Origin of the sequence: Streptomyces sp. MMCC 100, from assembly GCF_041538145.2 — a bacterium.
Lineage (GTDB): Bacteria > Actinomycetota > Actinomycetes > Streptomycetales > Streptomycetaceae > Streptomyces.
Genome location: NZ_JBGORK020000001.1, coordinates 7,072,374 through 7,097,840, shown reverse-complemented (window position 1 = coordinate 7,097,840; position 25,467 = coordinate 7,072,374). Strand labels below are relative to the sequence as shown.

Sequence of the window (25,467 nt, the reverse complement as noted above, 5' to 3'; positions counted from 1 at the left end):
GAACATCGGTGTCATGCCGGAAGCCGCAGCAGCACCCGTCGTCGAACCGCGGCCGCCGCGCAAGCTCTACCGAAGCAGCGACGGACGCTGGCTCGGTGGCGTGGCGCGGGGGCTCGCCGGGCATCTCGGGCTGCCCGTCATCTGGGTCCGGTTCGCCTTCGTCGGCCTGTTCATGGCCGACGGCCTGGGCGCGCTGCTGTACGCGGCCTTCTGGTTCTTCGTACCGCTGGGCGTCGGAGGTGTGGAGGCGCAGAAACCGCCGTCCCTCGTCACCTCGGAGACCGCGCCGGACGGCCGCCGCAGACTCGTCGCCCGCAAACCGGACAAGGGGCAGATAGTCGCCCTGCTCCTCATGGTCGTCGTGGCCCTGGTCTTCGTGGGCAACGTCGACCTCGGCGGCGGAGCCAAGGCCTACCTCTGGCCGACCGTGCTCGTCGGCGCCGGCGTCGCCCTCGTCTGGCGGCAGGCGGACAACGCGCGCCGGGCCCGCTGGGCCGAGGTGGGACGCCACCGCCGCACCGTCACCCTGCTGCGCTCCGTGGCCGGGGTCCTGCTGGTGACGGCCGGTGTCACCGGCATCTTCGTCCTCCAGGGATCCGCCGCCCACCTCGGCTCCGTCCTCCAGGCGGCCCTCGCCGTCCTCGTCGGCATAACGCTCCTCGCCGGCCCCTACCTGGTGCGGATGACGCAGGACCTCTCCGAGGAGCGGCTGATGCGCATCCGCGCGCAGGAGCGCGCCGAGGTCGCCGCCCACGTCCACGACTCGGTGCTGCACACCCTGACCCTGATCCAGCGCAACGCGGAGAACGCGGGCGAGGTGCGCCGCCTGGCGCGGGCCCAGGAGCGCGACCTGCGCGCCTGGCTCTACAAACCCGAGGGCAACGGCAAGGACGAGGACGACGAGCCCACCACCCTCGCCGAGGCCGTCAAGCGCAACGCCGCGGAGGTCGAGGACAAGCACGGCGTCCCCATCGAGGTGGTCGTCGTCGGCGACTGCCCGCTCGACGAGAGGACCAGCGCACAGATGCAGGCCGCGCGCGAGGCGATGGTGAACGCGGCCAAGTACGGTGGCGAGGGCGGCGCCGTACAGGTCTTCGCCGAAGTCGAGGGCAGGACGGTCTTCGTGTCCGTCCGGGACCGCGGCCCCGGCTTCGACCTCGACTCGATACCCGCCGACCGCATGGGCGTCAGAGAATCGATCATCGGCCGCATGGAGCGCAACGGCGGCACGGCGCGGCTGCGCGCGGTGCCGGACGGCGGCACGGAGGTCGAACTGGAAATGGAGAGGGCGGAGAAGACGTCATGAGCGACCCGACCGAGGCGAACGGAACGGCGGGACCGGGCGAGGCGGCCGAGCCCGCGCAGCCGGCCAATGGCGGCGCGGGGGAGCGCCACGTACGCGTAGTGCTCGTCGACGACCACCGCATGTTCCGCACCGGCGTCCAGGCCGAGATCGGCCAGACCGCCGAGACCGGGGTCGAGGTCGTGGGCGAGGCCGCCGACGTCGACCAGGCCGTCACGGTCATCACCGCGACCCGCCCCGAGGTCGTGCTCCTCGACGTCCACCTCCCCGGCGGCGGCGGGGTCGAGGTGCTGCGCCGCTGCGCGCCCCTGATGAGCGACGCCGAGCGGCCCGTCCGCTTCCTCGCGCTGTCCGTGTCGGACGCGGCGGAGGACGTGATCGGTGTGATCCGCGGCGGTGCCCGGGGTTACGTGACCAAGACCATCACCGGCACGGACCTGGTCAACTCAGTCTTCCGCGTCCAGGAGGGCGACGCCGTCTTCTCCCCGCGCCTGGCCGGCTTCGTCCTGGACGCGTTCGCCTCCACCGACGCCCCGCCGGTCGACGAGGACCTGGACCGGCTCACCCAGCGCGAGCGCGAGGTACTGCGCCTGATCGCCCGTGGCTACGCGTACAAGGAGATCGCCAAGCAGCTGTACATCTCGGTGAAGACGGTCGAGTCCCACGTCTCCGCGGTCCTGCGCAAGCTCCAGCTGTCCAACCGCCACGAGCTGACCCGCTGGGCGACGGCCCGGCGGCTGGTGTGACGGTTTCGCGGGAGAGGGTCACACCACCCGCGTAGCCCCCGCGAACGGCATCTCGTCGACCGGGGCGACGCGGACCGGGGCCGACGGGTTCGGGGCGTGGATCATCTGGCCGTTGCCGACGTAGATGCCGACGTGGCTGATGCCCGAGTAGAAGAAGACCAGGTCGCCTGGGAGGAGCTCGGAGCGGGAGACGCGGCGGCCCGCGTCGATCTGGGCGTAGGTCGTGCGGGGGAGGGAGACACCGGCGGCGCGGTAGGCGGCCTGGGTGAGGCCCGAGCAGTCGAAGGCGTTCGGGCCGGTCGCGCCCCATACGTAGGGGCTGCCGAGCTTCTGGTAGGCGTAGGCGACGGCCGCCGCGGCGCGGGAGTTGGGGGCCTGGGACGAGGCGGACAGGCCGTCCCTGGAGCCGGAGGTAGAGGCGCGGGAGGCGCGGTCGCCCGTTCCCTCGCCGGCGCGGGCGCGTTCCTCGGCGGTCAGTTGGGACAGCAGGCGGCGGGCCTCGGCCAGCTTGCCGGTGACGGCCTCGCGGTGACGTTTCAGCTCGGCCCGGCGCGACTTCAGCGAGGTCACCTCGATGCGGGCGGCGCCGCGCAGTTGCTCGATGTCGCGGAGTTCCTTGCGCACGCGGCCCACCGTGGCCTTCTGCCGGCTGCCCGCGCGCTCGGCGAACGCGGCGCCGTCGAGATACCGGTCCGGGTCGGAGGAGAGCGCCAGTTGCAGCGCCGGGTCCAGACCGCCGCTGCGGTACTGCGCCGCCGCGACCGAACCCAGTGCCTCCCGCGCCGAGTTCAGCCGGTCCTCCTTGCGGGCGGCCTCGTCGCGCAGATCCTCCAGGCGCTGTTCGGCGGCGTCCGCCTTCTCCTTCGCGCCGTTGTACTTCTCCGTGGCCACCTCGGCCTCCTGGTAGAGCTTGTCCACCTTGGCCCTGACCTGCGCCGCCGTCGGCTGCGGATCGGCGTGGCCGGTCCCGCCCAGGCCCGTCGCGGTGGCCGCGCCCGCGAGGGTGATCGTGGCCGCCGTACGGACTCTGCCGCCGCCCGTCGCGCGCTGTCGCGGCCTGCGGTGCGTTCCCACCTGCGATCCACGTCCTTCCGTACGACTCGACTCCGGCCCGCGCCGGGTCGGCTCCGGTCCGCTCCGGCTGCCTGGGCCAGGACGCTAGGCGCGTCGGTAACGGTCCGGTGACGGGATGCGCGGAAGTGGCGGTAGCGGATCGGGTGGCGACCGTATGTGACCGCCGTCCCTTTCGGGGCCCGTCGTCTTCACGCAGGGTGATGACCGATACGCCGGACGGGAGGCGGGTGGGGGACGTGAGCTGTTATGGGGCCCCGTGGTGGGACGGAGCGGGCCGGTGTCCGGACGCGTCCGGCTCCTCATTAGGCTCCGGCCTCATGGACGTACTCATCCACATCTTCGTCGGCCTGCACATCATCGGTATCGCCGCGCTCCTCGGCGGCTTCCTGACCCAGATGAAGGCGATGGGCCGGGGCGCGGCCCGGTTCACCCCCGCGATGCTGCACGGCGCGCTGACGATGCTGGTCACCGGCGCCGTCCTGGTCGGCCTCAACCAGGCCCAGGACTACTCCGTCGACAATGTCAAGATCGGCGTGAAGCTCGCCGTGCTGATCGTGATCCTCGCTCTGGTCTACGTGAAGCGCGACGACGAGAAGGTGGACAAGCCGCTGTTCGGCCTGGTGGGCGCGCTGACCCTCGCCAACATCTTCATCGCGGTGCTGTGGACCTGACCGCCCCGGCGTCCGCCCGCGCGGACCGCAGCCCGGCCCGGGCCTGGACGACCGCCCCCGCCGCGACCGCCAGCCATCCGGCCACCGCGATCCACTGCAGCGCCCGGCCGGGCGCGTCCAGCCACGGGACGTCGAGGACGGCGGAGACGGACAGCGTCGCCGCCGCCGTCATGCCGAGCGGGAAGACCGTCGACCAGCGGCGTACGTCGTAGCGGAGGCGGGGCCAGGCGATCTCGGCGGCCAGGAGCACGGCGTACCAGGCGAGGTCGAGGGCGAGCAGGAAGACGGTCAGGTCGTGCAGGACGGCGTGGTCGTCGGCGTTCCACAGGTACATGCCGGTCCCGGCCGCCGCGAGCAGCTTGGCACCGGCGAGGGCAGAGATGGCGAGCGCGCCGCCCGCCACCCACTGGTCCCCGGCGCCCCGGGCCACCTGCCGCAGATCGAAGCGGAACAGCGCGATCAGATAGAGCACGATCCCCAGCCAGAACGGCACCAGCGCCGCGTGCGCCAGCCACGGCGTCGAGGTGGCCGCGGCCAGCGTCGCGGCGAGCACGGCGAGCCCCTCCGTGGCCACGCAGCCCAGGAACACCGCCCCGGGCATCCTCCGCCCCCAGTGCCGCACCACCAGGAGCAGCAGCCACGGCCACAGCAGCGCCGCCAGCACCAGCAGTACCGCCGCCAGGAGCGACCAGCCGAGCAGCGAGAAGCGGGTGCCGAGCACGGTCGTCGCGGCGACGGCGGTGAGCGCGCCCGGAGTCCCGGCCCGCTTCACCCACTGCGCCCGGTCGGCCAGCAGCAGGTGGACGAAGTTCGCCGCCAGCAGCAGCCAGGCGGCGCAGGCCAGGGCCAGGGCGATCCGGGACAGAACCTCGCGGCCCGTCAGATGCAGGGCGACCGACACGATGCCGGTCGCCATCACCGCGGCCCCGGCCGCCGGTGGACGCTGCGCCCACCAGGCACGCAGCGCGGAGGGATGGGTGGCCGATGACATGCGCCCGATGCTAAAGACCGCACCGATCAGGCCGGGCGCACCACGCTGTAGATGGACGACTCGCCGTCGTAGAAGATCGACTCCTCGCGGACGTACGCGCCCGGCTTCGGGGCGTGGATCATCATGCCGTCGCCGATGTACAGGCCGACATGGCTGATGTCGTCGTAGAAGAAGACCAGGTCACCGGGTTGTGCCTGGGACACGGAGACGGTCGTGCCGGCGTTGACCTGGTCGTAGGTGGTGCGCGGCAGCGTCACGCCCGCGGCCTTCCAGGCGGCCTGGGTGAGGCCCGAGCAGTCGTAGGAGCCGGGGCCCGTGGCGCCCCAGACGTACGGCTTGCCGATCTGGGCGCGGGCGAAGGCGAGCGCGCTCTCGGCCTTGGTGCCGTTCGAGGTGCCCGGCGTGGAGGAACCTGACGAACCGGTGCCGCCGGAGGAACCCGAACCGGTGTCGCTCTCCTGCTGCTGGGCGGCCTCCTCCTGCCGCTTGCGCTCCGCCTCCTGCTCCGCCTGCTGCTTCTTCGCCAGCTCGGCGGCCTTGCGGGCGGCCTCCTCCTGCTTCTTCTTCTCGATCGCCGCCAGCCGGGCCTTCTCCTCGGCGGTCAGCTCCGAAAGCAGCTCCCGCGCGGTGGCGAGCTTCTTCTGGACGGTCGACTTGGCCGTCTTCAGGTCGTTCTGCGACTCGGTGAGCGTTTCGAGGCTCTCGGTGGCCTCCCGGCGCTTCTTCATCGTCTCGGACTGCTGGGTGACGTAGTCGTCGACGGCGCTCTTCTGCCGGCCGGTGAGCCGGTTCATCAGCTGGTTCTGGTCGAAGTAGTCCTGCGGCGAGTCCGCGAGCAGCAGGGTCGCGGTCTCCGGGACCGAGGCGCCCGTGCGGTACTGGGCGGAGGCGAAGGAACCCAGCTCCTCGCGCGCGTCGTTGAGCTTCTGGGTGCGCTGGGCGACGTCGTCGAGGAGGGTGTCGACCTTCTTGCGCTGCTTGGTGGTCTTCTCCTTGGCCGCGTTGTACTTCTCGGTCGCCGACCCGGCCTGGCGGTAGAGGTCGTCGACCTTCTTCTCGACCTCTTCGAGGGTCGGCCGGTCGTCCGACGGCGTCGCATCGGCCGTCTGGGACAGCAGGGCGACGGAGGTGAGGGCCGCGGTGGCGAGGACCGGGGTCCGTATGCCCGCGACGCGGGTACCGGTGGGGCGCGACTTGCGGTGCGACGCCAAGGAGGCGACTCCTTCCAGTGCTCCGCCTACCGGGTTAGCTGTCGGGTTCGGGCGGTGTGGCGCGGAAGGGTTGCCCTACGGCGGAGCCGGCCCTCGTGGAGGGCGGTTCGGCCGATTCACCCCAAAGGTCTCGGTTGGGTCCCCGGCTCCGGGTGCCGCGCGGGCAGGGCCGGACTCGGCGGAGGCCGCGCGGCCCGGCGAGGTTCGCCGGAGGGGGGCGAGCGGCCTGCCCCGCACCGTAGCCAACTCGTGTGGCCGCTGTGAAGGTTGGTGGGTGATATGCCCGATACATTTTCGTGACCTTCCGCGCGGGTGCCCCTGGGCCGGTCGTGGACGTCACTCTTCGTGCTCCTGCTGGTCGCGGGGTGTGCCCGCGCCGGGAACGGGTGGTCATTTTCCGGGGTGGCACCGGGTTGTCGGTGGGGCGCCCTAGACTCGGAGAGCGATGAGCAGCCTCTTTGACGACAGCTTCCTGGCGAGCCTCCAGACCCCCCGGGGTCACGAGGAGGAACCCCCGCCGCCGCCCGAGGACGATCACGGACCGGAGCCCGTTCCGCACGATCTGTTCGGCGGGAAGTTCGACGTGCCGCCGGACCGGGACACCCACTACCGGGACGGCGCCCCGCGCCCCGTCCTGGACGCCGCGGCACTCCTGGAGGGGCTGAACGAGAACCAGAGGGCCGCCGTCGTCCACTCCGGCTCCCCGCTGCTCATCGTGGCCGGTGCCGGCTCCGGCAAGACCCGTGTGCTCACCCACCGCATCGCCCACCTGCTGGCCGAGCGGAACGTCCACCCCGGCCAGATCCTCGCGATCACCTTCACCAACAAGGCCGCCGGCGAGATGAAGGAGCGCGTCGAGCAGCTCGTCGGCCCGCGCGCGAACGCGATGTGGGTGATGACCTTCCACAGCGCGTGCGTCCGGATCCTGCGCCGCGAGTCCAAGAAGCTCGGCTTCACCTCGTCGTTCTCGATCTACGACGCCGCCGACTCCAAGCGGCTCATGGCGCTGGTCTGCCGCGACCTGGACCTGGACCCCAAGCGCTTCCCGCCCAAGTCGTTCAGCGCGAAGATCAGCAACCTGAAGAACGAGCTGATCGACGAGGAGGACTTCGCCGCCCAGGCGGCGGACGGCTTCGAGAAGACCCTCGCCCAGGCCTACGCCATGTACCAGTCGCGGCTGCGCGAGGCCAATGCCCTCGACTTCGACGACCTGATCATGACGACGGTCAACCTGCTCCGCGCCTTCCCCGACGTCGCCGAGCACTACCGCCGCCGCTTCCGGCACGTTCTGGTCGACGAGTACCAGGACACCAACCACGCGCAGTACGCCCTGGTGCGCGAGCTGGTCGGCACCCCCTCCGAGCACCCGGTCGACGTGCCGCCGGAGGCCGAGGTCCCGCCCGCCGAGCTGTGCGTGGTGGGCGACGCCGACCAGTCGATCTACGCCTTCCGCGGCGCCACCATCCGCAACATCCTCCAGTTCGAGGAGGACTACCCGGACGCGACGACGATCCTGCTCGAGCAGAACTACCGCTCCACGCAGACCATCCTCAGCGCCGCCAACGCGGTCATCGAGCGCAACGAGTCCCGCCGCCCCAAGAACCTGTGGACCAACCAGGGCAGCGGCGCGCAGATCACCGGGTACGTCGCCGACACCGAGCACGACGAGGCGCAGTTCGTCGCCGACGAGATAGACCGCCTCACCGACGCGGGCGAGGCCAAGGCCGGCGACGTCGCGGTCTTCTACCGGACCAACGCCCAGTCCCGTGTCTTCGAAGAGGTCTTCATCCGCACCGGCCTGCCCTACAAGGTCGTCGGCGGCGTCCGCTTCTACGAGCGCAAGGAGGTCCGGGACGTCCTGGCCTACCTGCGGGTGCTGGCCAACCCGGAGGACTCGGTGCCGCTGCGCCGCATCCTCAACGTCCCCAAGCGCGGCATCGGCGACCGCGCCGAGGCGATGATCGACGCCCTCTCCCAGCGCGAGAAGATCAGCTTCCCGCAGGCACTGAGGCGCGTCGACGAGGCGTACGGCATGGCCGCGCGCTCCGCGAACGCCGTCAAGCGGTTCAACACGCTCATGGAGGACCTCCGCACCATCGTCGAGTCCGGCGCCGGACCGGCGACCGTCCTCGAGGCCATCCTCGAACGCACCGGGTACCTGGCGGAGTTGCAGGCCTCCACCGACCCGCAGGACGAGACCCGTATCGAGAACCTCCAGGAACTCGCGGCCGTCGCCCTGGAGTTCGAGCAGGAGCGGGCAGAGGGCGAGGAGGCCGGGACGCTGGCCGACTTCCTGGAGAAGGTCGCGCTCGTCGCCGACTCCGACCAGATCCCGGACGAAGAGGACGGCGACGGCGTCGTCACCCTGATGACCCTGCACACCGCCAAGGGTCTGGAGTTCCCGGTCGTCTTCCTCACCGGCATGGAGGACGGCGTGTTCCCGCACATGCGCGCCCTCGGCCAGGCCAAGGAGCTGGAGGAGGAACGGCGCCTCGCCTACGTCGGCATCACGCGCGCCCGCGAGCGCCTCTACCTGACCCGGTCGACGCTGCGCAGCGCCTGGGGCCAGCCGTCGTACAACCCGCCCTCGCGGTTCCTGGAGGAGATCCCGGCCCCCCACCTGGAGTGGAAACGCACCGGGGCGAACGGCCCCGCGCCCTCCGCACCGGTCTCGGGTGTGGCGGCCTCGCTGTCGTCGTCCCGCTCACGCTCCTCGGCGTCGGGCGCGTCGGGCTTCGCCACCCGCCGGTCGGCCGGCGCCGAGCAGCCGACGGTCTCGCTGGCGGTCGGCGACCGCGTCACGCACGACCAGTTCGGGCTCGGCACGGTGGTCGGGATCAAGGGCACCGGGTCCAACGCCGAGGCGACGATCGACTTCGGCGACACCAAGCCGAAGCGGCTGCTGCTGCGGTACGCGCCGGTGGAGAAGCTCTGAGGGGGCGGTTGGGAGCGGTTCGGTCCCGGGCGGTGGCCCGGGGCCGGGCCGGGGCGGGCGATCTGCTGAGACGTTACGGCGTCACGTCGGGTTGATGCCGTGGCTGCGCAGCCACGGGAGCGGGTCGATCGACGAGCCGCCCGCGGGGCGCACCTCGAAGTGCAGGTGCGGGCCGGTGGAGTTGCCCGAGTTGCCGGAGAACGCGATCGCGTCGCCCGCCTTCACGGTCGTACCGGAGGGGACCTGGTAGCTGGAGAGGTGGCAGTACCACGTCTCCGTGCCGTCCTTCGCGGTCACGATCATCATGTTGCCGTACGCGCTGTTGTACTGCGTCCGCACGGTGCCGTCGGTCGCCGCCATCACCTTCGTCCCGTACGACACGGGGAAGTCGATGCCGGTGTGGACGGACATCCAGTTGATGCCGGCCTGCCCGTAGTACGCGCTGAGGCCGTGCTGCTCCACCGGGAGCGCGAACTTGGGGCGCAGCCGCTCCTTGCGGGCCGCCTCCTCCGCCGCCCGCTTCTTCTCGGCGGCCTGCTCGGCCTTGAGGTCGATGCGCTCCTGTGTCCGGCTGGCCCGGTCCGCGAAGTCGTCGGCTCCGGCGGCCAGGCTGGTGAGCTGGGTGTCCAGCTTGTTGTTGGCGGCGGACGGTTTCACCGGCGCGGCCTTCGCGTTGCCCGGGTCCGGCGCGGACGCCGCGGTGTCCGTGCCCTCGTCGCCGGTCAGGCTGCCGACGGAGGCGGCCGCGATACCGGCGACGCTCATCACGCAGGCCGACGGCACGGCGATGGTCAGCAGCGCGGAGCGCTTGGCGGGCTGGCGGCGACGGGAACGCGCCCCGGCGCGGGAGCCGGTGCGCGCGGCCGGGATCCGCGCGGCCGGCGTGACCTCTTCCTGGTCGTCCAGGAGGGCGGTCACGGTGGGGAGTTCACCGGTGGCGGCCAACTCGCCGTCGTACGGGGCGGATTCCGCAGACCCCGCTGATGCGGCGAAGCCGGAGTCCCCGGCGACGGTCGGCGCGTCCGGCACGGCGTCGTCCGGCGCGGGATGCTCGGCCGGCCGGGCCGTGTCCTCGACCACGCTGGTGACGGTGCCGTCCGCGTTCCACTGCGTGGCGTCGTAGGCGCCGGTGTCCAGCGGACCGCCCGCGAACGCGCCCGTGTGGAACGTGCCGGTCGCGAAGGCGCTCGTCTCGAAGGCACCGGTGTCGTGTGTGCCCGTTTCGAAGGCACCGGTTTCGAAGGTCTGCGTGCCCCACTGCCACTGCTGGGTCCCGTCGGCCGGGTCGCCCAACTGGTCCGGCGCGCTCCAGGAGCCGGTGTCCCACTGCCCGGTGGCCGGCACGGAGTCAGGCTGCTGGTAACCGGCCGTCCATGTCGTCGTGTCGTAGGCGCCGGTGTCGTAGGCGGCTTGGTGCTGGGCCGCGTACGCGTCGTAGTGCAGGGTCTGCGCCCCGCCGGTGGACCACTGGGTGGCGTCGTACGAGCCCGTGGCCTCGTGGGTGCCGGTGTAGTGGCCCGGCATGCTGCCGAAGAGAGGGTCCGCGTCGAAGGCCGAGGAGTCGGAACCGCCGGTGGAGAAACCCGTGGCGTCGTAGCCGACGTACGTGGTGAGGTCGCCGTACTGGGCTTCCCCTGTGCCGTACGACGCGTACTGCGCCGAAGCGGCGTCGGAAGCCGAAGCCGGGGTGTTTCCGGTCCCCGACGGGTGACGGTCGTTCACCAACTTCTCTTTCGCCTCGACAACAGGGGCTGCGAGAGCAGTGCGGCGACTGTACCCGGCGGTATACGGGCACGACAATCTTCGGCAGGTTTCGCGCGCGAAGGAAACGGGCAATCGGCCGTGTTTTGGGGGAGGGCGGGCGCGGGTTTGGGTTTGTGTTCGACCTTTGTTCGAGTCCGAACGGGTTGCTTCGGCCTCAGGCGACGGTGAGTCCGCCGCCGCGCTTGCCTGAATCCGAACCCGTTTCGGTTCCCGTTTCCGGTCCGGCGGTGTCGAGTGCCTGCCGTATCCCCGTGGCGACGGTGGGGTGCACGGGCAGCGCGAGGTGGCCGATGCCGCTCACCCGTACGTTCTGCACGCTCAGGTCGGGATGGTCGAGGCAGGCCGTCTCCAGCGGGTCCATCACGTGGTCCAGGTCGCTCCAGAAGCTGACGAACTGCGTACGGCAACCGGGGGACGGCCGGGTCAGCTCCTCGATCACCGCCGATCCGGGGCGCATCTGCCGCACGATCGGGTGCGCGTTCGCCAGCGGGACCACCTTGGTGCCGGCGTGCGGAGTGCCGAGCGTCACGAGGGTGCGGACCCGGAGGTCTCCGCCGAGGCGCTGCACGTAGTAGCGCGCGATCAGGCCGCCGAGGCTGTGCCCGACGACGTCGACGCGTTCGTTGCCCGTCCGCTCGCAGATCTCCTCGACGTGCCGGCCGAGCAGCTCGGCGGCGGTGCGGATGTCGCAGGTCAGGGGGGAGTAGTTCAGCGACTCGATCTCATGCCTGCCGTGCTGGGCCAGGCTGCGGCGCAGCAGCAGAAAGACCGAGCGGTTGTCGATGAAGCCGTGCAGCAGGACGACCGGGGGACTGGCGGGTGCCGGGAGCCTGGGGGCCGGGGGTGACGGCTCCGGGCCCTGGGCGTCCGTCGGCCGGAGCGCCTGGGCCGGACGGCGCTCCTGGATGATCCCGGAGGGATAGAGGAGAAGGTGCCCGGCGAGGATCGCCGCCTCCAGGGCGCTCGCCTTCAGGAGGGTCAGGGACAGCCCGGTCAGCCGGCCAGGAAGCGCTGCCACGTCGGACAGTCCTGGAAGCGTGGGGAGTCCGGGGAGCCCAGGGAGTCCGGAAAGCCCAGGGAGTCCGGGAAGCCCTGGCAGGCCGGGCAGGAGACGCTGAAAAAGCGGGAGAAGGGGCAGTGCTGCCGTGGTGACCTTCATGGGCCGACCTCCTGTCGGCACGCGCGGGGACGCCTCTGTCCCCCGTGTGCCCTCGTGGAGCGCCGTGACACCAGCGATTGGTGGTGTTCGCGACGTTTATGCACGTCGCAGGGCCTTGCGGGCCATATGAGGCCTGTGGTGTCGGTGAAACGGCGACGAGGCTCGCTCGCTGCTCTCCTGTGCTGCCCTCGCTGCGGCGCTCCGTGCGCATATTGCCGCCGCGCCCTGGAGCGGTGCGCGGCGAACGTGTCCCACGTGTGATTTCCCCCTCTGTATCCACCGCGAAACTGCCGGTTGCGGGATGCTGGCGATAACGTTCGTTCACTTCCCCGGACGCTGTGGTGCGGGGTCTCCGCGCCGCGAGACACGAAGTGTGCGGTACTTGTCGGTACGGATGGATGTAGTCGCTTCATGGAGGCAGTGATGGGTGTGGCAGCCGGTCCGATCCGCGTGGTGGTGGCCAAGCCGGGGCTCGACGGCCACGATCGCGGGGCCAAGGTGATCGCGCGGGCCCTGCGCGACGCCGGTATGGAGGTCATCTACACCGGGCTCCACCAGACTCCCGAGCAGATCGTCGACACCGCGATCCAGGAGGACGCCGACGCGATCGGGCTGTCCATCCTCTCCGGTGCGCACAACACGCTCTTCGCCGCCGTGATCGAGCTGCTCCGGGAACGGGACGCGGCCGACATCCTGGTTTTCGGCGGCGGGATCATCCCCGAGGCGGACATCGCCCCGCTGAAGGAGAAGGGCGTCGCGGAGATCTTCACGCCCGGTGCGACCACGGCGTCCATCGTGGACTGGGTCCGGGCGAACGTGCGGGAGCACGCGGTGGCGTAGCCGCCGCCCGCTGTGCCGGTGCGGGTCCCGCACCGGCGCCGACGCGGGACCGCCTCGGACCGCCGTGGCCGCGGGCGGCGTTCCCGTGACCGTGGGTCGCGTCCGTGAGGGCGCGTCTGCCCCTCGGACTCGCGTTGCCCCCACGGGCGGGTGGCGCTCCGGCGGGTGCCGGGTACCGGGTGCCGGGTGCCGGGTGCGTTCGGGAGTGAAGGGCGGGCACGTGCGCCGGTGGGCGCGGGGCGCATGCCGGTGGGCGCTGGTCTGTGGGCGCTGGTTTGTGGGCGCCGGTCTGTGGGCGCCGGTCTGTGAGTGCTGGTCCGTCGGCGCTGGGCCCTGCACGACGGCGCGCCCGTGCCGATGCGGCGCCATCCCTACCCCGCCCGGAGCTCCTCGGCCATCGCCGCCCGCAACCGCAACGTCGTGACGAGCCGTTGGAACGCCTCCGCCCAGTACCCTCCGGCCCCCGGCGACGCGTCCTCCGGCTCGTCCGGTATTGCCAGCAGGCCGTCGAGGCGGCCCGCCTCCGAAGGGTCGAGGCAGCGTTCGGCCAGCCCCATCACGCCGCTGAAGCTCCACGGGTAGCTTCCGGCGTCCCGGGCGATGTTGAGCGCGTCGACCACCGCGCGCCCGAGCGGCTTGGCCCACGGCACACCGCACATGCCGAGCAGCTGGAACGCCTCGGACAGCCCGTGCGTCGCGATGAACCCGGCGACCCACTCGGCGCGTTCGCCGGTGCTCAGCGTGCCGAGCAGCTTGGCCCGCTCGGCCAGGGACACCGCACCCGGACCGCCGGCCTCGGGCGCCGTGGGCGCGCCCAGCAGTGCCCTCGCCCAAGCGCCGTTGCGCTGCCGTACCGCCGCACGGCACCACGCCGCGTGCAGCTCGCTCTGCCAGCCGTCCGACACCGGCAGAGCGACGATCTCCTCGGCCGTACGTCCCGCGAGCCGGTCCGGCCAGGTGGCGAGCGGGGCCGCCTCCACCAACTGGCCGAACCACCACGACCGTTCACCCCGCCCAGCGGGCGGATTGGCCACCACGCCGTCCCGCTCCATGCCCGCGTCGCACTCGTGGGGCGCCTCGACGACGATCGCCGGTGGGGTGAGAGCGCGGTCGAGGGACACACACGTCGAGGCTCGCGCCCCCATTCGGGCGGCCAGTGCCGAGTGCGGCAGCGCCGACAGCAACTCCGCCGCCGTGGCCCGGACGTTGCGGCTGCGGTCGGCCAGCGCCTGCTCCAGGAACGGCTCGTCCGCCGCTTCCAGCCCCGTCCTCAGCGAGTCCAGGAACATCAGCCGGTCCTCGGCCCGTTCCGTCGCCCAGGTCGACGCCAGCAGCTCGCGTGCGCCGGCGGGGTCGCGGGCGCGCAGGGACGCCAGGAGAGCGACCCGCTCGGCGAACAAGCCCTCGTCCCAGAGCCGCCGCACCCGCTCCGTGACGTCGGATCCGGGCAGCGCGGCAACGCCACCGTGCGTCGCGCGCAGGGCGAACCGCCAGTCCGGGTTCAGCCGGGCCAGCCACAGGGCACGGGGCCCCGCGAACGTCAGCGCCGCCGGCCGCAGGTCCGTACGGCCTCGCGCCGCGTCCAGCAGCGCCGGAAGCGCCTGGGGCGGCGCAGCGAAGCCGCGGGCGTTCGCCGTCGCCAGCCACTGGGGCAGCAACTCCATCAGATCGGGCGCGCTGCCTCTGCGGCCGCCGCCCGCCGTGCCGGGGCGGTCGGTGAGCAGCATCATGAGCCGGCGGGCGGCCGCGGCCGGCAGTGGCGGGCGGGGGTCCTCGGGCGCGGGGTCGGGGCGCCGGGCCGCGTGGGCCGGTCGCAGTCCTGCGCGACGGCGAACGGTCTCCGCGGCCGCCGCGTCCAGCAACGCGGCCGCGGCACCCGGCCCGCGCTCGCCGCCCGGTGGAGTACGCCGGTCCGTACCCAGCAGCGCCGAGGTGACCAGCCCCTCCCACACGCCGGGCCCGGAAGCCACCGCGGGCGGGGAAGAGGCCGCAGGCTCGATGGCTGGTGCTGGTGCTGGTGCTGGTGCTGGTGCGGGTGCGGGTGCGGGTGCGGGTGCCGGAGTGGGAGCGGGACTGGGTTCCGCTGCGGGTCCGGCTTCGGGGCCGGGTCCAGGTCCGTTGGTGGCTGTTGCCTGGACGGCGGTCCGGGGCATGGCGTCAACCTTGGATACGGCGCCCGCCCGGAGCCCGAAGTCTGCCCCGGGCGGTGTGGAGCCCACGGCCGCGTCGGCCGGTGTGGCGATCGTGGGTTCGACGGCCGACCCCGGCACGGTGGCCGACCCCGGCACGGTGGCCGACGCCGGTGCGGACGTGTCCGCGGGGGTGGGCGTCCTGGTCATGTGGTTCCCCTCTGGTTGTGTTCCGGTCCCGCCCGTCGCCTGCGACGGATCAGCACAGCGGCACCGCTGGGCCCGGTCCCGCCGGCCAGGCCGTCAGCGGTGTGAAGCCCCGGTGGCCGCACTCGCCGAAGACCGTGACGGGCGCACCGCCCGACAGGGCGACCAGCCGCCACAGACCCGGCTGGCTTCCGGTGGTCCGGGTGAGCGGCAGCGCCGTGCCCCCGTCGGCGTCCGCCAGTTGCCAGCCGTCGCCGTCCCGTACGGGGACCACCCGGTCCAGGGCCACCGGCACCGAGTCCAGCCACGGGTCGTCGCGGAGGGCCTCGCCGTAACGGACGGCTGCCTGCGATGTCGTGAGCCCCCTCGGGCGTGTCCGCGTGGGCCCGGGCGGTGCGAACCGTCGGCCCAGGGCCGCTCGCTGCCGTCCCGCGCCCGGATACGTCGAGAGCTCCGCGTCCAGGGTCAGCCCCACCGGCAGCGTCAGCTCCGGTGCCCGGCCCGCGGCTCCGTAGGAGAGGAGCAGCGCCGTGCGGTCCGACTCCGCGCCGTGCAACCAGACACGACGGGTCGTCAGCCGCGCGTCCGCGGTGTCGTACTGGGCGAGGACCAGCCAGTGGTCCCGCAGCGGCGGGCCGTCCGCGGCCGCCTGCAGGCCTACGCGCGAACGGACCGTCGCCGCCAGATCGCTCGGCAGTTGCTCGCGGCGCAACCAGCCCTGGTCGAGCAGGTGGAGCAGAGCGCATTCCTCGAGCAGTCGCACCGGCCAGCCGGGGCCCGACGACGGTATGGACCCCAGCTCCCGTACGCGCGAGGCCAGTCCCGGTGCCTGGGCGTCCACCATGCGGGCCGCCGTCTCCTCCCACAGTCCGTGCCCCGCTTGTCCGGCGTCGGCCAGACCGCCGCGCAGGAGATCCGCGAGGCGCTGCTCCAGCTCCGTCGCGCCCGCGGTGATCCGCTCGGCCCGCCGCTCCGCCCGGCGTCGCGCCGCCTCTGGGTCACCGGTCACGGCAGTAGGGGCGGACGGGCCCGCTGTCCCCTCCTCCGCGTGCCCGTGCCGTCCGGCGACCCACCGCTCCGCACGGTCCGGCGTCTCCGCACGGTCCGGCGCCTCCGCCTCCGGCGCCGCACCCTCCCCGCTCGGTCCTTGCACGGCCCGCACACCTCCCCCTCGTCGCATCTCCCCGCCTCGGACCCCGGGCTTCGCCGTGCCGAGCCTGCCGCCCGCCCTGCGTGACGTCGCGTCAAGTGCCGGTGCCGGCACCTGGTCCGTGGTCCGGCGCACCGCCTGCTGACGCACCGCCTGCTGACTCATGCCATCGAAGGTAGATCCCGCCACTGACAATGACCTGGCGGAGAGTGTTTTGGCAGGTCAGAGCGATTGTCAGTGGCGTGGTGCACCGTGGATGGCAGATCGAACCGGCCTAGCTGGAGGGGGAATCAGCCATGTCCACATGCGTAGAGCAGACGTCCGGGGCCGAGGTGTTGCGGCCGCACGCCGAGCACGCGTTCGCGGCCGAACTGGCCGTGCTCGCCGCGCAGGACGACCGTCCGCGTCCGGACCGCTGGAAGCTGTCGCCGTGGGCGGTCGCCACCTACCTGCTCGGCGGCACCCTGCCCGACGGCACGGTGATCAGCCCGAAGTACGTGGGCCCGCGCCGCGTGGTCGAGGTCGCCGTCACCACGCTCGCCACCGACCGCGCCCTGCTCCTGCTCGGCCTGCCCGGCACGGCGAAGACCTGGGTGTCCGAGCACCTCGCCGCGGCCGTCAGCGGTGACTCGACCCTGCTGGTGCAGGGGACGGCCGGCACCCCCGAGGAAGCGATCCGCTACGGCTGGAACTACGCACAGCTCCTCGCCCACGGCCCCGACCGGGACGCCCTCGTGCCCAGCCCGGTCATGCGGGCCATGGCGGAGGGCATGACCGTCCGGGTGGAGGAGCTGACCCGTATCCCGGCCGATGTGCAGGACACCCTGATCACCATCCTGTCGGAGAAGACCCTGCCCATACCGGAGCTGGGCCAGGAGGTGCAGGCGGTCCGTGGTTTCAACCTGATCGCCACCGCCAACGACCGCGACCGCGGGGTCAACGACCTGTCCAGCGCCCTGCGCCGCCGCTTCAACACCGTCGTGCTGCCGCTGCCGGAGAGCGCCGAGGCCGAGGTCGACATCGTCACGCGTCGCGTCGACCAGATCGGCCGCACCCTCGACCTGCCGTCGGCGCCCGACGGCATCGACGAGATCCGCCGTGTCGTCACCGTCTTCCGCGAGCTGCGCGGCGGGCTGACGAGCGACGGTCGTACGAAGGTCAAGTCGCCCAGCGGCACGCTGTCCACGGCCGAGGCGATCTCCGTCGTCACCGGTGGTCTCGCGCTGTCCGCCCACTTCGGCGACGGGGTGCTGCGGCCCGGCGACGTCGCGGCGGGCGTCCTCGGCGCGGTCGTCCGCGACCCGGGAACCGACCGCGTCGTCTGGCAGGAGTACCTCGAGACGGTCGTGCGCGAACGCGACGGCTGGCAGGACTTCTACCGGGCCTGCCGGGAGGTGTCCGCGTGAAGGGCACGGGGATGCGGACACGACGTGGGGCGGGGGCAGCGATGACCGGTACGACGGCAGCGGTGGCCGGTACGACGGGGGACGACGGGGACTCGAGCTGGACCCGCAGGCGAGGGGGACGGTGTGGCGGGCACTGACCGGGCCGGGAGCGGCGCGCCCGGCGGGCCGGGCGGTACCGGTGGGCGGGAGGGCCGGCCGCTGCTGCTGGGCGTCCGTCACCACGGGCCGGGATCGGCCCGGGCGGTGCGGGCCGCGCTGGAGGCTGCCCGGCCCGGGGTCGTGCTGGTTGAAGGGCCGCCGGAGGCCGACGCCCTGATCCCGCTGGCCGCCGACGAGGACATGCGGCCGCCGGTCGCACTCCTCGCCCACGCCGTGGACGAGCCGGGCCGCTCGGCGTTCTGGCCGCTGGCCGAGTTCTCCCCGGAGTGGGTGGCCCTCCGCTGGGCCCTGGAACACGGCGTCCCCGCCCGCTTCATCGACCTCCCAGCCGCACACACGCTGGCGTGGCGAGCGGACGAGGACGTGGACGGGCACGCGGCCGGCAAGGAAGCGGGGGACGCGCCCGGTACGGCTTCCCCCGACGTCCGGGGCGATCCGCTCGCCGTCCTCGCCGCGGCCGCCGGACACGACGACCCCGAGCGCTGGTGGGAGGACGTGATCGAGCACCGGGGCCCGGGGGAGGGGGACGCGTTCGCTCCGTTCGCGGCACTCGAGGAGGCCATGGCGACGCTGCGCGAGACCGAGGAGGACGGCGAGGAGAACGGCGAGGAGGACGGCGAGGAGAACGGCGCGCGCGACCGGGACCTCGTGCGGGAGGCCTACATGCGGCTCCAGGTCCGGGCGGCGCGGCGGGAGTTCGCCCAGGACATGGCCGTGGTCTGCGGGGCCTGGCACGTGCCCGCGCTGCGGCGCAAGACCGCCGTGGCCGCCGACCGGGCCCTGGTGAAGGGGCTGCCCAGGACCAAGGTGGACATGACCTGGGTGCCCTGGACCCATCGCAGACTGTCCCGGGCCGGCGGGTACGGGGCGGGCATCGAGTCACCGGGCTGGTACGGGCATCTGTTCGCCGCGGTCGACCGGCCCGTCGAGCGATGGCTGACCAGGGTGGCCGGACTGCTGAGGGAGGAGGACAGGATCGTCTCCCCGGCCCACGTCATCGAGGCGGTGCGGCTGGCGGAAACGCTGGCGGTGATCCGTGGACGCCCGCTGCCCGGACTGAGCGAGACGACGGACGCCGTGCGGGCGGTGCTGTGCGACGGCTCGGACGTGCCGCTGGCGCTGGTCCACGACCGGCTGGTGGTGGGGGACGTGCTGGGAGAGGTCCCCGCGGGGGCGCCCGCGGTGCCGTTGCAGCGGGACCTGACCCGGACCCAGCGGCGGCTGCGGCTCAAGCCCGAGGCACCGGAGCGTGAGCTGGAACTCGACCTGCGCAAGGAGACCGACGCCGGGCGCAGCAGACTGCTGCACCGGCTGCGGCTGCTCGGCGTCGGCTGGGGCGTGCCGACCGCCTCGCGCGGCACGGGCACGTTCCGGGAGACGTGGCGGTTGCGGTGGGAGCCGGAGCTGTCGGTGCGGGTCGCCGAGGCCGGGGTGTGGGGCACGACGGTGCTCTCCGCCGCCACCGCCAAGGCCGAGGCGGACGCCGTCACCGCACAGGGCCTCGCCGAGGTCACCGCGCTCGCCGAAAGCTGCCTGCTGGCCGAACTGCCGGACGCGCTGTCACCGGTGATGCGGATACTCGCCGACCGGGCGGCGCTCGACACGGACGTCGGCCACCTCGCCGAGGCCCTGCCCGCCCTCGTCCGTTCACTGCGCTACGGCGATGTGCGCGGCACGGACACCGGAGCGCTGGCCGCGGTCGCCGCGGGCCTCGCCGAGCGGGTCTTCGTCGGACTCCCCGCGGCCTGCACCGCACTGGACGCCGACGCGGCCGAGGAGATGCGCCGCCATGTGGATGCCGTGCACACAGCCGTGGGCCTGCTCGGCGACGCCCCCGCGCCGGGCCACGGCGACCTGCGGTCCCGCTGGCAGGCCGTGCTGCGGACCCTGTCCGCACGGGAGGCCGTGCCCGGCATCGTCCGCGGGCGTGCCGTACGGCTCCTGCTGGACAACGGCGAGCTGGCACCGGACGAGGCGGCGCGGACCATGGGCCTGGTGCTGTCCCCGGGGACTCCGCCGGCGGACGCGGCGGCCTGGATCGAGGGCTTCGTCGGCGGCTCGGGCGGCGGCATGCTCCTGCTGCACGACGAACGGCTGACGGCCCTGATCGACGCCTGGCTGACCGGTGTGCCGGCGGACGTGTTCACGGACGTACTGCCCCTGCTGCGCCGCACCTTCTCCGCCTACGAGCCGGGAGTGCGCCGCAGCCTCGGCGAGCTGGTCCGGCGCGGACCGGAGGCGCGGGGGAGCGTGACGACGGCCGGTTCCGGCATACCGGGCTTCGCGGCCGGCCTCGACACCGCGCGGGCCGACGCGGTGCTGCCAGTGGTCCGGCTGCTGCTGGGCCGGGACCCGGCGTCGGACGACAACGACCTGGTGGGAGTGGGCACATGACTGAACACAGGGCCGGACACATGACGGCGACCGGGCCGGTGGACGCCGCCGGGGCGCAGGAGCGGCTGCGGCGGTGGCGTCTCGTCCTCGGCGGTGACCCGGCCGACGGCACCGGCCACACGCTCTCCGGACGGGACGCCGCGATGGACGGCGCGCTCACCGCGCTCTACGGGAAGGGCGGCACACCGCGGTCCGGGCGGGACCGTGCGGCGGGACTCGGGGCCTCCGCACCGGCCGTGGCGCGCTGGCTGGGGGACATCCGGACCTACTTCCCCTCCTCCGTCGTACAGGTCATGCAGCGGGACGCGATCGACCGGCTCGGGCTCGCCACACTCCTGCTGGAGCCGGAGATGCTCGAGGCCGTGGAGGCCGACGTGCACCTCGTCGGCACCTTGCTGTCCCTGCACAAGGCGATGCCGGACACGACGAAGGAGACGGCGCGGGCCGTCGTGCGCAAGGTCGTCGAGGACCTGGAGAAGCGACTGGCCAACCGCACCCGTGCCACCCTGACCGGCGCCCTGGACCGCAGCGCCCGCACCGGCCGGCCGCGTCACCGCGACATCGACTGGAACCGCACGATCGCGGCCAACCTCAAGCACTACCTGCCGGAGCACCGCACGGTCGTACCGGAGCGGCTCGTCGGCTACGGGCGGGCGGCCGGCTCGGTGAAGAAGGAGGTCGTCCTCTGCGTCGACCAGTCCGGGTCGATGGCGGCGTCCGTCGTGTACGCGTCCGTGTTCGGCGCGGTGCTGGCGTCCATGCGCTCGATCGACACCCGGCTCGTCGTCTTCGACACGGCGGTCGCCGACCTCACCGACCAGCTGGACGACCCGGTCGACGTGCTCTTCGGCACGCGACTCGGCGGCGGTACGGACATCAACCGCGCGCTGGCGTACTGCCAGTCGCGGATCACCCGGCCCGCGGAAACGGTGGTCGTACTGATCAGCGACCTGTACGAGGGAGGCATACGCGACGAGATGCTCAAGCGGGTCGCGGCGATGAAGTCGGCGGGGGTGGAGTTCGTGGCGCTGCTGGCCCTGTCCGACGAGGGGACGCCCGCGTACGACCGGGAACACGCGGCGTCGCTCGCCGCGCTGGGCGCACCGGCCTTCGCCTGCACGCCCGATCTCTTCCCGGAGGTGATGGCGGCGGCGATCCAGAGGCGGCCCCTGCCGATACCGGATGACGAGTGACGATTTGTCGATCCGGGGTGACCCGATTCCCACGGGTAAAACGGATATGACTGCCCATCGGTGGAACCGGGCTTGCGCAACCTGTGGATCCCCGTGCGAGTATCGCGCGGCGTGTCGATGCGTTGTTCGACGCGCGGCCCGTTCCGCCGCACGGGAGGAATCTCCCCCTCTTGATCTGGTCAGCAGTCCTGCCCGGTGCCGCTCTGCGCGTCCTGCGCACGGCGGCCGGGCGGCGTGCGCTGCACGTGGCGCTGCTGGTGGGGGGGTTGTTCGTGCTCGGCCTGCTCTGCGGAGGGCGGGCGCAGGCGGCCGACGGGGCGCCGGGATCTTTGAAGGACACGGTCGGCCGGGTCCTCGACGTTCCCGCGCAGACGCAGACGCAGACGCAGACGCAGACGCAGACGCAGACGCAGACGCAGACGCAGAGCCGGCTGGGCGCCGGATCCGTCCAGGACGCCGAAGCCGTCCCGGAGACACGAGCCGACACCGTGCTTCCGGACCTCCGTCCCGTGTCCGACGCCGTGCTTGCGGACCTCCGTCCCGTCCCCGAGAAAGTCGTCGGGGCCGTGAAGGACCGGGTCGTGCGACCGGTCGGTGACGCGGTGGAGACGGTGACCGACGGGGTCGAGGGGCTCGAAACGGTCGTGCGGACCGAGGTGCCGCCGCTGCGGCTGCTCCCCGACCTCTCCGGCCTGACAGACCCGTCGGACGCGACCGACGTGCCGGACCTCACCGATGTGCCGAGCCTGACCGACCTGACCGATCCGACCGGTCCTTCCGGTCCTTCGGCGTCGGCCGTCCAGGACCCGCGGACCGAGCCCGCGCCTGCGGCGACGACGCCGGCAGACACCTCCGACGCAGAGGGCCGGTCCGAGGCCTCCGACCCCCCGGTCGCCGAAGGAGCCGCAAACCCTGCAGGCGTCGTCGGCTACGGGCCGGAGCCCCGCCTCGGAACGGCGCCCGCCGCGCACGCACGCACTCACCCGGCCGGGATCGCGCACAGCGAGTACGCCCCCGCCCAGCCCGAGCCCACCGGCGACCCCGACGGCGCGCTCGGTACCGCGTCCGGTGCCGACCAGTGCACGTCCCGTCACGGGGACGCCCGCGCGGTCACCCCGCTGCACCGGATCACCTTCCGGCTCGTGCCCGGCGCCCCGGAGCGGGCCGACGTGGCCGGCGTCCGGGAGCCGTACCGGGACATTCCCGTCTCTCCCACCTAGAACGGTTGCTTCCTCCGTCGCGCGACCGCCACGCATCCGCTGATCCGCCGCATTCGCCGAACCCGCCGTGCCGGGCAGTGAAGCCCCGCCGTGCCGGGCAGTGAAGCCCGTTCGCCGTCCGGACGTCCCCGCGTCCGGCTCCCACGGTTCGGCGTCCCCGTCCCGGCGTACCGGACACTCCCACCCCACCCAGGTGTCCGGCGCTCGGCACCGGCACCCTCGTGGCCCCGTTGCCGCGGCAGGCACAGACTCCGCGGGGCGGCAGGCCCCGGACGGCCGAAAGCCGTCGGCCTCCGTCCGGCCGAACCCCCGCGGTCCGGGCCGACTGGTCCCCATTGGGGTGGGGATCAGCCGGCCCGTCCCCCGGCGGACCGCACCGCGCGGCCCGCCGGGGGAACCCACGGGCCTCACCGGGTCAACCCCAGCCCGGTGAGGCCCTTCACCTGTGCGCGGAGAGGGCTCACATCCGGCACCCCGTGCCAGTGAGCGCGGCATCATGTGACAGGCATCACCGCTCAGGTGTGACCCACGATTTAGAGACCCTCCGCATGCGGCGATAACCTGCGAGACGGACATGCCGCGCGCTCGGACACCGTGTGCGCCCCCCTTGTGACTCACAGCGGACGTCACGTTGCCCTTCGCGGCACGCCCACGCATCCAACGAACCGCGAGATCACTGATAGGGACGGAAGCGCGTGGACCTGTTCGAGTACCAGGCGAGGGACCTCTTCGCCAAGCACGATGTACCGGTGCTGGCCGGTGAAGTCATCGACACGCCTGAGGCGGCGCGCGAGATCACCGAGCGTCTGGGCGGCAAGTCCGTCGTCAAGGCGCAGGTGAAGGTCGGTGGTCGTGGCAAGGCCGGTGGCGTGAAGCTGGCCGCCTCCGCGGACGAGGCCGTCGCCCGTGCGACGGACATCCTCGGGATGGACATCAAGGGCCACACGGTCCACAAGGTGATGATCGCCGAGACCGCCCCCGAGATCGTCGAGGAGTACTACGTCTCCTTCCTCCTCGACCGTGCCAACCGCACCTTCCTCTCCATCGCCTCCGTCGAGGGCGGCATGGAGATCGAGGAGGTGGCGGCCACCCGACCGGAGGCCGTCGCCAAGACCCCGATCGACGCGATCGACGGCGTGACGCCCGAGAAGGCGCGCGAGATCGTCGAGGCCGCGAAGTTCCCGGCCGAGGTCGCCGACAAGGTCGCCGACATCCTGGTCAAGCTGTGGGACACCTTCATCAAGGAGGACGCCCTCCTGGTCGAGGTCAACCCGCTGGCCAAGGTCGTCTCCGGCGACGTCATCGCCCTCGACGGCAAGGTGTCGCTGGACGACAACGCCGAGTTCCGTCACCCCGACTTCGAGGCCCTCCACGACAAGGCCGCGGCCAACCCGCTCGAGGCCGCCGCCAAGGAGAAGAACCTCAACTACGTCAAGCTCGACGGCGAGGTCGGCATCATCGGCAACGGCGCGGGTCTCGTCATGAGCACCCTGGACGTCGTCGCCTACGCCGGTGAGGCGCACGGCAACGTCAAGCCCGCCAACTTCCTGGACATCGGTGGCGGCGCCTCCGCCCAGGTGATGGCGAACGGCCTGGAGATCATCCTCGGCGACCCGGACGTCCGCTCCGTGTTCGTCAACGTCTTCGGCGGCATCACCGCCTGCGACGAGGTCGCCAACGGCATCGTCCAGGCGCTGAAGCTCCTGGAGGACCGCGGCGAGAAGGTCGAGAAGCCGCTCGTCGTCCGCCTCGACGGCAACAACGCCGAGCTGGGCCGCAAGATCCTCACCGACGCCAACCACCCGCTGGTCCAGCGCGTCGACACCATGGACGGCGCGGCCGACAAGGCCGCCGAGCTGGCTCACGCCGCCGCCAAGTAAGCACTCAGGACGAGGACACCAACACACCATGGCTATCTGGCTCAACAAGGACAGCAAGGTCATCGTCCAGGGCATGACCGGTGCCACCGGCATGAAGCACACCAAGCTCATGCTGGGTGACGGCACCGAGGTCGTGGGCGGCGTGAACCCGCGCAAGGCGGGCACCACCGTGGACTTCGACGGCACCGAGGTACCGGTCTTCGGCACCGTCAAGGAGGCCATCGAGAAGACCGGCGCCAACGTCTCCGTCATCTTCGTGCCGGAGAAGTTCACCAAGGACGCCGTCGTCGAGGCCATCGACGCCGAGATCCCGCTGGCCGTCGTCATCACCGAAGGCATCGCCGTGCACGACTCGGCCGCCTTCTGGTCGTACGCCGGCAAGAAGGGCAACAAGACCCGGATCATCGGCCCGAACTGCCCCGGCATCATCACCCCGGGCCAGTCCAACGTCGGCATCATCCCGGGCGACATCACCAAGCCGGGCCGCATCGGTCTGGTCTCGAAGTCCGGCACGCTGACGTACCAGATGATGTACGAGCTGCGTGACATCGGCTTCTCGACCGCCGTCGGCATCGGTGGCGACCCGATCATCGGCACCACGCACATCGACGCGCTCGCCGCGTTCGAGGCCGACCCCGAGACCGACCTGATCGTCATGATCGGCGAGATCGGCGGCGACGCCGAGGAGCGTGCGGCCGAGTACATCTCGAAGAACGTGACCAAGCCGGTCGTCGGCTACGTCGCGGGCTTCACCGCGCCCGAGGGCAAGACCATGGGCCACGCCGGCGCCATCGTCTCCGGTTCGTCCGGCACCGCCCAGGCGAAGAAGGAGGCCCTCGAGGCCGCCGGCGTCAAGGTCGGCAAGACGCCGACCGAGACGGCGAAGCTCGCCCGCGCCATCCTGGCCGGCTGACACCGCCTCGTGCGCAGGCCGAGCGCCTGATCCACACCGAGTGGCCCGCCCTTTGTCCACAGGGGGCGGGCCACTCGGCGTTCCGGGTGCCGAGCCCCGTCATCCGAGCACCGTTGTCCGAG

At 72.5% G+C, this 25,467-nt stretch carries 18 protein-coding genes and 1 riboswitch; of the genes, 11 read left to right on the top strand and 7 right to left on the bottom strand.

Going from position 1 to position 25,467, the window contains the following annotated elements:
• Positions 1–13: 13 nt before the first annotated feature.
• Entirely contained in the window at positions 14–1,306 is a 1,293-nt protein-coding gene (locus tag ABS735_RS32700; RefSeq protein WP_373901518.1) for a PspC domain-containing protein, read from the top strand.
• On the top strand, positions 1,303–2,049 hold the full coding sequence (locus ABS735_RS32695; RefSeq protein ID WP_373901519.1) for a LuxR C-terminal-related transcriptional regulator: 747 nt from the start codon (positions 1,303–1,305) through the stop codon (positions 2,047–2,049). Before ABS735_RS32700 ends, ABS735_RS32695 begins: the two co-directional genes overlap by 4 nt.
• Positions 2,050–2,067: 18 nt before the next feature.
• Here ABS735_RS32695 and ABS735_RS32690 read toward each other — a convergent pair whose 3' ends face one another.
• Positions 2,068–3,123 (bottom strand): C40 family peptidase, encoded by a 1,056-nt coding sequence (locus ABS735_RS32690; RefSeq protein WP_373901520.1) that lies wholly within the window; start codon positions 3,121–3,123, stop codon positions 2,068–2,070.
• A 317-nt stretch (positions 3,124–3,440) separates the two neighbouring features.
• On the opposite strand from ABS735_RS32690, the gene ABS735_RS32685 reads away from it, so the two are divergent.
• Positions 3,441–3,794: a hypothetical protein gene (locus tag ABS735_RS32685; RefSeq protein ID WP_373901521.1), complete on the top strand. Its 354-nt coding sequence runs from the start codon at positions 3,441–3,443 to the stop codon at positions 3,792–3,794.
• Here ABS735_RS32685 and ABS735_RS32680 read toward each other — a convergent pair.
• Entirely contained in the window at positions 3,772–4,785 is a 1,014-nt protein-coding gene (locus tag ABS735_RS32680) for a tellurite resistance/C4-dicarboxylate transporter family protein (protein ID WP_373901522.1), read from the bottom strand. The genes ABS735_RS32685 and ABS735_RS32680 overlap by 23 nt on opposite strands.
• Positions 4,786–4,811: 26 nt before the next feature.
• Positions 4,812–5,996, bottom strand: coding sequence for a C40 family peptidase (locus ABS735_RS32675; RefSeq protein ID WP_373901523.1), 1,185 nt, complete (start codon positions 5,994–5,996; stop codon positions 4,812–4,814).
• A 6-nt stretch (positions 5,997–6,002) separates the two neighbouring features.
• Positions 6,003–6,187, bottom strand: a riboswitch (cyclic di-AMP (ydaO/yuaA leader).
• A gap of 254 nt (positions 6,188–6,441) precedes the next feature.
• On the opposite strand from ABS735_RS32675, the gene pcrA reads away from it, so the two are divergent.
• Positions 6,442–8,931: a DNA helicase PcrA gene (gene pcrA / locus ABS735_RS32670; protein WP_373901524.1), complete on the top strand. Its 2,490-nt coding sequence runs from the start codon at positions 6,442–6,444 to the stop codon at positions 8,929–8,931.
• Between the two features lie 81 nt (positions 8,932–9,012).
• On the opposite strand, the gene ABS735_RS32665 is transcribed toward pcrA, so the two are convergent.
• Positions 9,013–10,653, bottom strand: coding sequence for a M23 family metallopeptidase (locus ABS735_RS32665; protein WP_373901525.1), 1,641 nt, complete (start codon positions 10,651–10,653; stop codon positions 9,013–9,015).
• 196 nt (positions 10,654–10,849) lie between these two features.
• Entirely contained in the window at positions 10,850–11,854 is a 1,005-nt protein-coding gene (locus ABS735_RS32660; RefSeq protein ID WP_373901526.1) for an esterase/lipase family protein, read from the bottom strand.
• A 423-nt stretch (positions 11,855–12,277) separates the two neighbouring features.
• Here ABS735_RS32660 and ABS735_RS32655 point away from each other — a divergent pair, with 423 nt between their 5' ends.
• Positions 12,278–12,694 carry a cobalamin B12-binding domain-containing protein gene (locus ABS735_RS32655; protein WP_373901527.1) on the top strand — a complete coding sequence of 139 codons (417 nt, stop codon included), beginning with the start codon at positions 12,278–12,280 and terminating at the stop codon, positions 12,692–12,694.
• Positions 12,695–13,065: 371 nt separating this feature from the next.
• On the opposite strand, the gene ABS735_RS32650 is transcribed toward ABS735_RS32655, so the two are convergent.
• Positions 13,066–14,847: a DUF5691 domain-containing protein gene (locus tag ABS735_RS32650; RefSeq protein WP_373901640.1), complete on the bottom strand. Its 1,782-nt coding sequence runs from the start codon at positions 14,845–14,847 to the stop codon at positions 13,066–13,068.
• 235 nt (positions 14,848–15,082) lie between these two features.
• Entirely contained in the window at positions 15,083–16,345 is a 1,263-nt protein-coding gene (locus ABS735_RS32645) for a hypothetical protein (RefSeq protein ID WP_373901528.1), read from the bottom strand.
• 131 nt (positions 16,346–16,476) lie between these two features.
• Here ABS735_RS32645 and ABS735_RS32640 point away from each other — a divergent pair, with 131 nt between their 5' ends.
• The 6 genes from ABS735_RS32640 (at position 16,477) to sucD (ending at position 25,345) form a co-directional block, all read left to right on the top strand.
• On the top strand, positions 16,477–17,586 hold the full coding sequence (locus tag ABS735_RS32640; RefSeq protein ID WP_373901529.1) for an ATP-binding protein: 1,110 nt from the start codon (positions 16,477–16,479) through the stop codon (positions 17,584–17,586).
• A 123-nt stretch (positions 17,587–17,709) separates the two neighbouring features.
• Positions 17,710–20,139: a DUF5682 family protein gene (locus ABS735_RS32635; RefSeq protein ID WP_373901530.1), complete on the top strand. Its 2,430-nt coding sequence runs from the start codon at positions 17,710–17,712 to the stop codon at positions 20,137–20,139.
• Positions 20,136–21,332 (top strand): vWA domain-containing protein, encoded by a 1,197-nt coding sequence (locus tag ABS735_RS32630; RefSeq protein WP_373901531.1) that lies wholly within the window; start codon positions 20,136–20,138, stop codon positions 21,330–21,332. Before ABS735_RS32635 ends, ABS735_RS32630 begins: the two co-directional genes overlap by 4 nt.
• A gap of 170 nt (positions 21,333–21,502) precedes the next feature.
• Positions 21,503–22,552, top strand: coding sequence for a hypothetical protein (locus tag ABS735_RS32625; protein ID WP_373901532.1), 1,050 nt, complete (start codon positions 21,503–21,505; stop codon positions 22,550–22,552).
• 695 nt (positions 22,553–23,247) lie between these two features.
• Positions 23,248–24,432 (top strand): ADP-forming succinate--CoA ligase subunit beta, encoded by a 1,185-nt coding sequence (sucC, locus tag ABS735_RS32620; RefSeq protein WP_030145559.1) that lies wholly within the window; start codon positions 23,248–23,250, stop codon positions 24,430–24,432.
• Positions 24,433–24,460: 28 nt separating this feature from the next.
• Positions 24,461–25,345, top strand: a complete 885-nt coding sequence (gene sucD / locus ABS735_RS32615) for a succinate--CoA ligase subunit alpha (protein ID WP_030145560.1) — start codon at positions 24,461–24,463, stop codon at positions 25,343–25,345.
• Positions 25,346–25,467 lie beyond the last annotated feature (122 nt).

Coding starts and splice junctions, on each gene's coding strand:
- ABS735_RS32630 (WP_373901531.1), top strand. CDS start 20,136: ATGACTGAACACAGGGCCGGACACATGACGGCGACCGGGCCGGTGGAC.
- ABS735_RS32700 (WP_373901518.1), top strand. CDS start 14: ATGCCGGAAGCCGCAGCAGCACCCGTCGTCGAACCGCGGCCGCCGCGC.
- ABS735_RS32685 (WP_373901521.1), top strand. CDS start 3,441: ATGGACGTACTCATCCACATCTTCGTCGGCCTGCACATCATCGGTATC.
- ABS735_RS32645 (WP_373901528.1), bottom strand. CDS start 16,345: ATGAGTCAGCAGGCGGTGCGTCAGCAGGCGGTGCGCCGGACCACGGAC.
- ABS735_RS32695 (WP_373901519.1), top strand. CDS start 1,303: ATGAGCGACCCGACCGAGGCGAACGGAACGGCGGGACCGGGCGAGGCG.
- ABS735_RS32640 (WP_373901529.1), top strand. CDS start 16,477: ATGTCCACATGCGTAGAGCAGACGTCCGGGGCCGAGGTGTTGCGGCCG.
- ABS735_RS32660 (WP_373901526.1), bottom strand. CDS start 11,854: ATGAAGGTCACCACGGCAGCACTGCCCCTTCTCCCGCTTTTTCAGCGT.
- ABS735_RS32650 (WP_373901640.1), bottom strand. CDS start 14,847: ATGCCCCGGACCGCCGTCCAGGCAACAGCCACCAACGGACCTGGACCC.
- ABS735_RS32655 (WP_373901527.1), top strand. CDS start 12,278: ATGGGTGTGGCAGCCGGTCCGATCCGCGTGGTGGTGGCCAAGCCGGGG.
- ABS735_RS32680 (WP_373901522.1), bottom strand. CDS start 4,785: ATGTCATCGGCCACCCATCCCTCCGCGCTGCGTGCCTGGTGGGCGCAG.
- sucD (WP_030145560.1), top strand. CDS start 24,461: ATGGCTATCTGGCTCAACAAGGACAGCAAGGTCATCGTCCAGGGCATG.
- pcrA (WP_373901524.1), top strand. CDS start 6,442: ATGAGCAGCCTCTTTGACGACAGCTTCCTGGCGAGCCTCCAGACCCCC.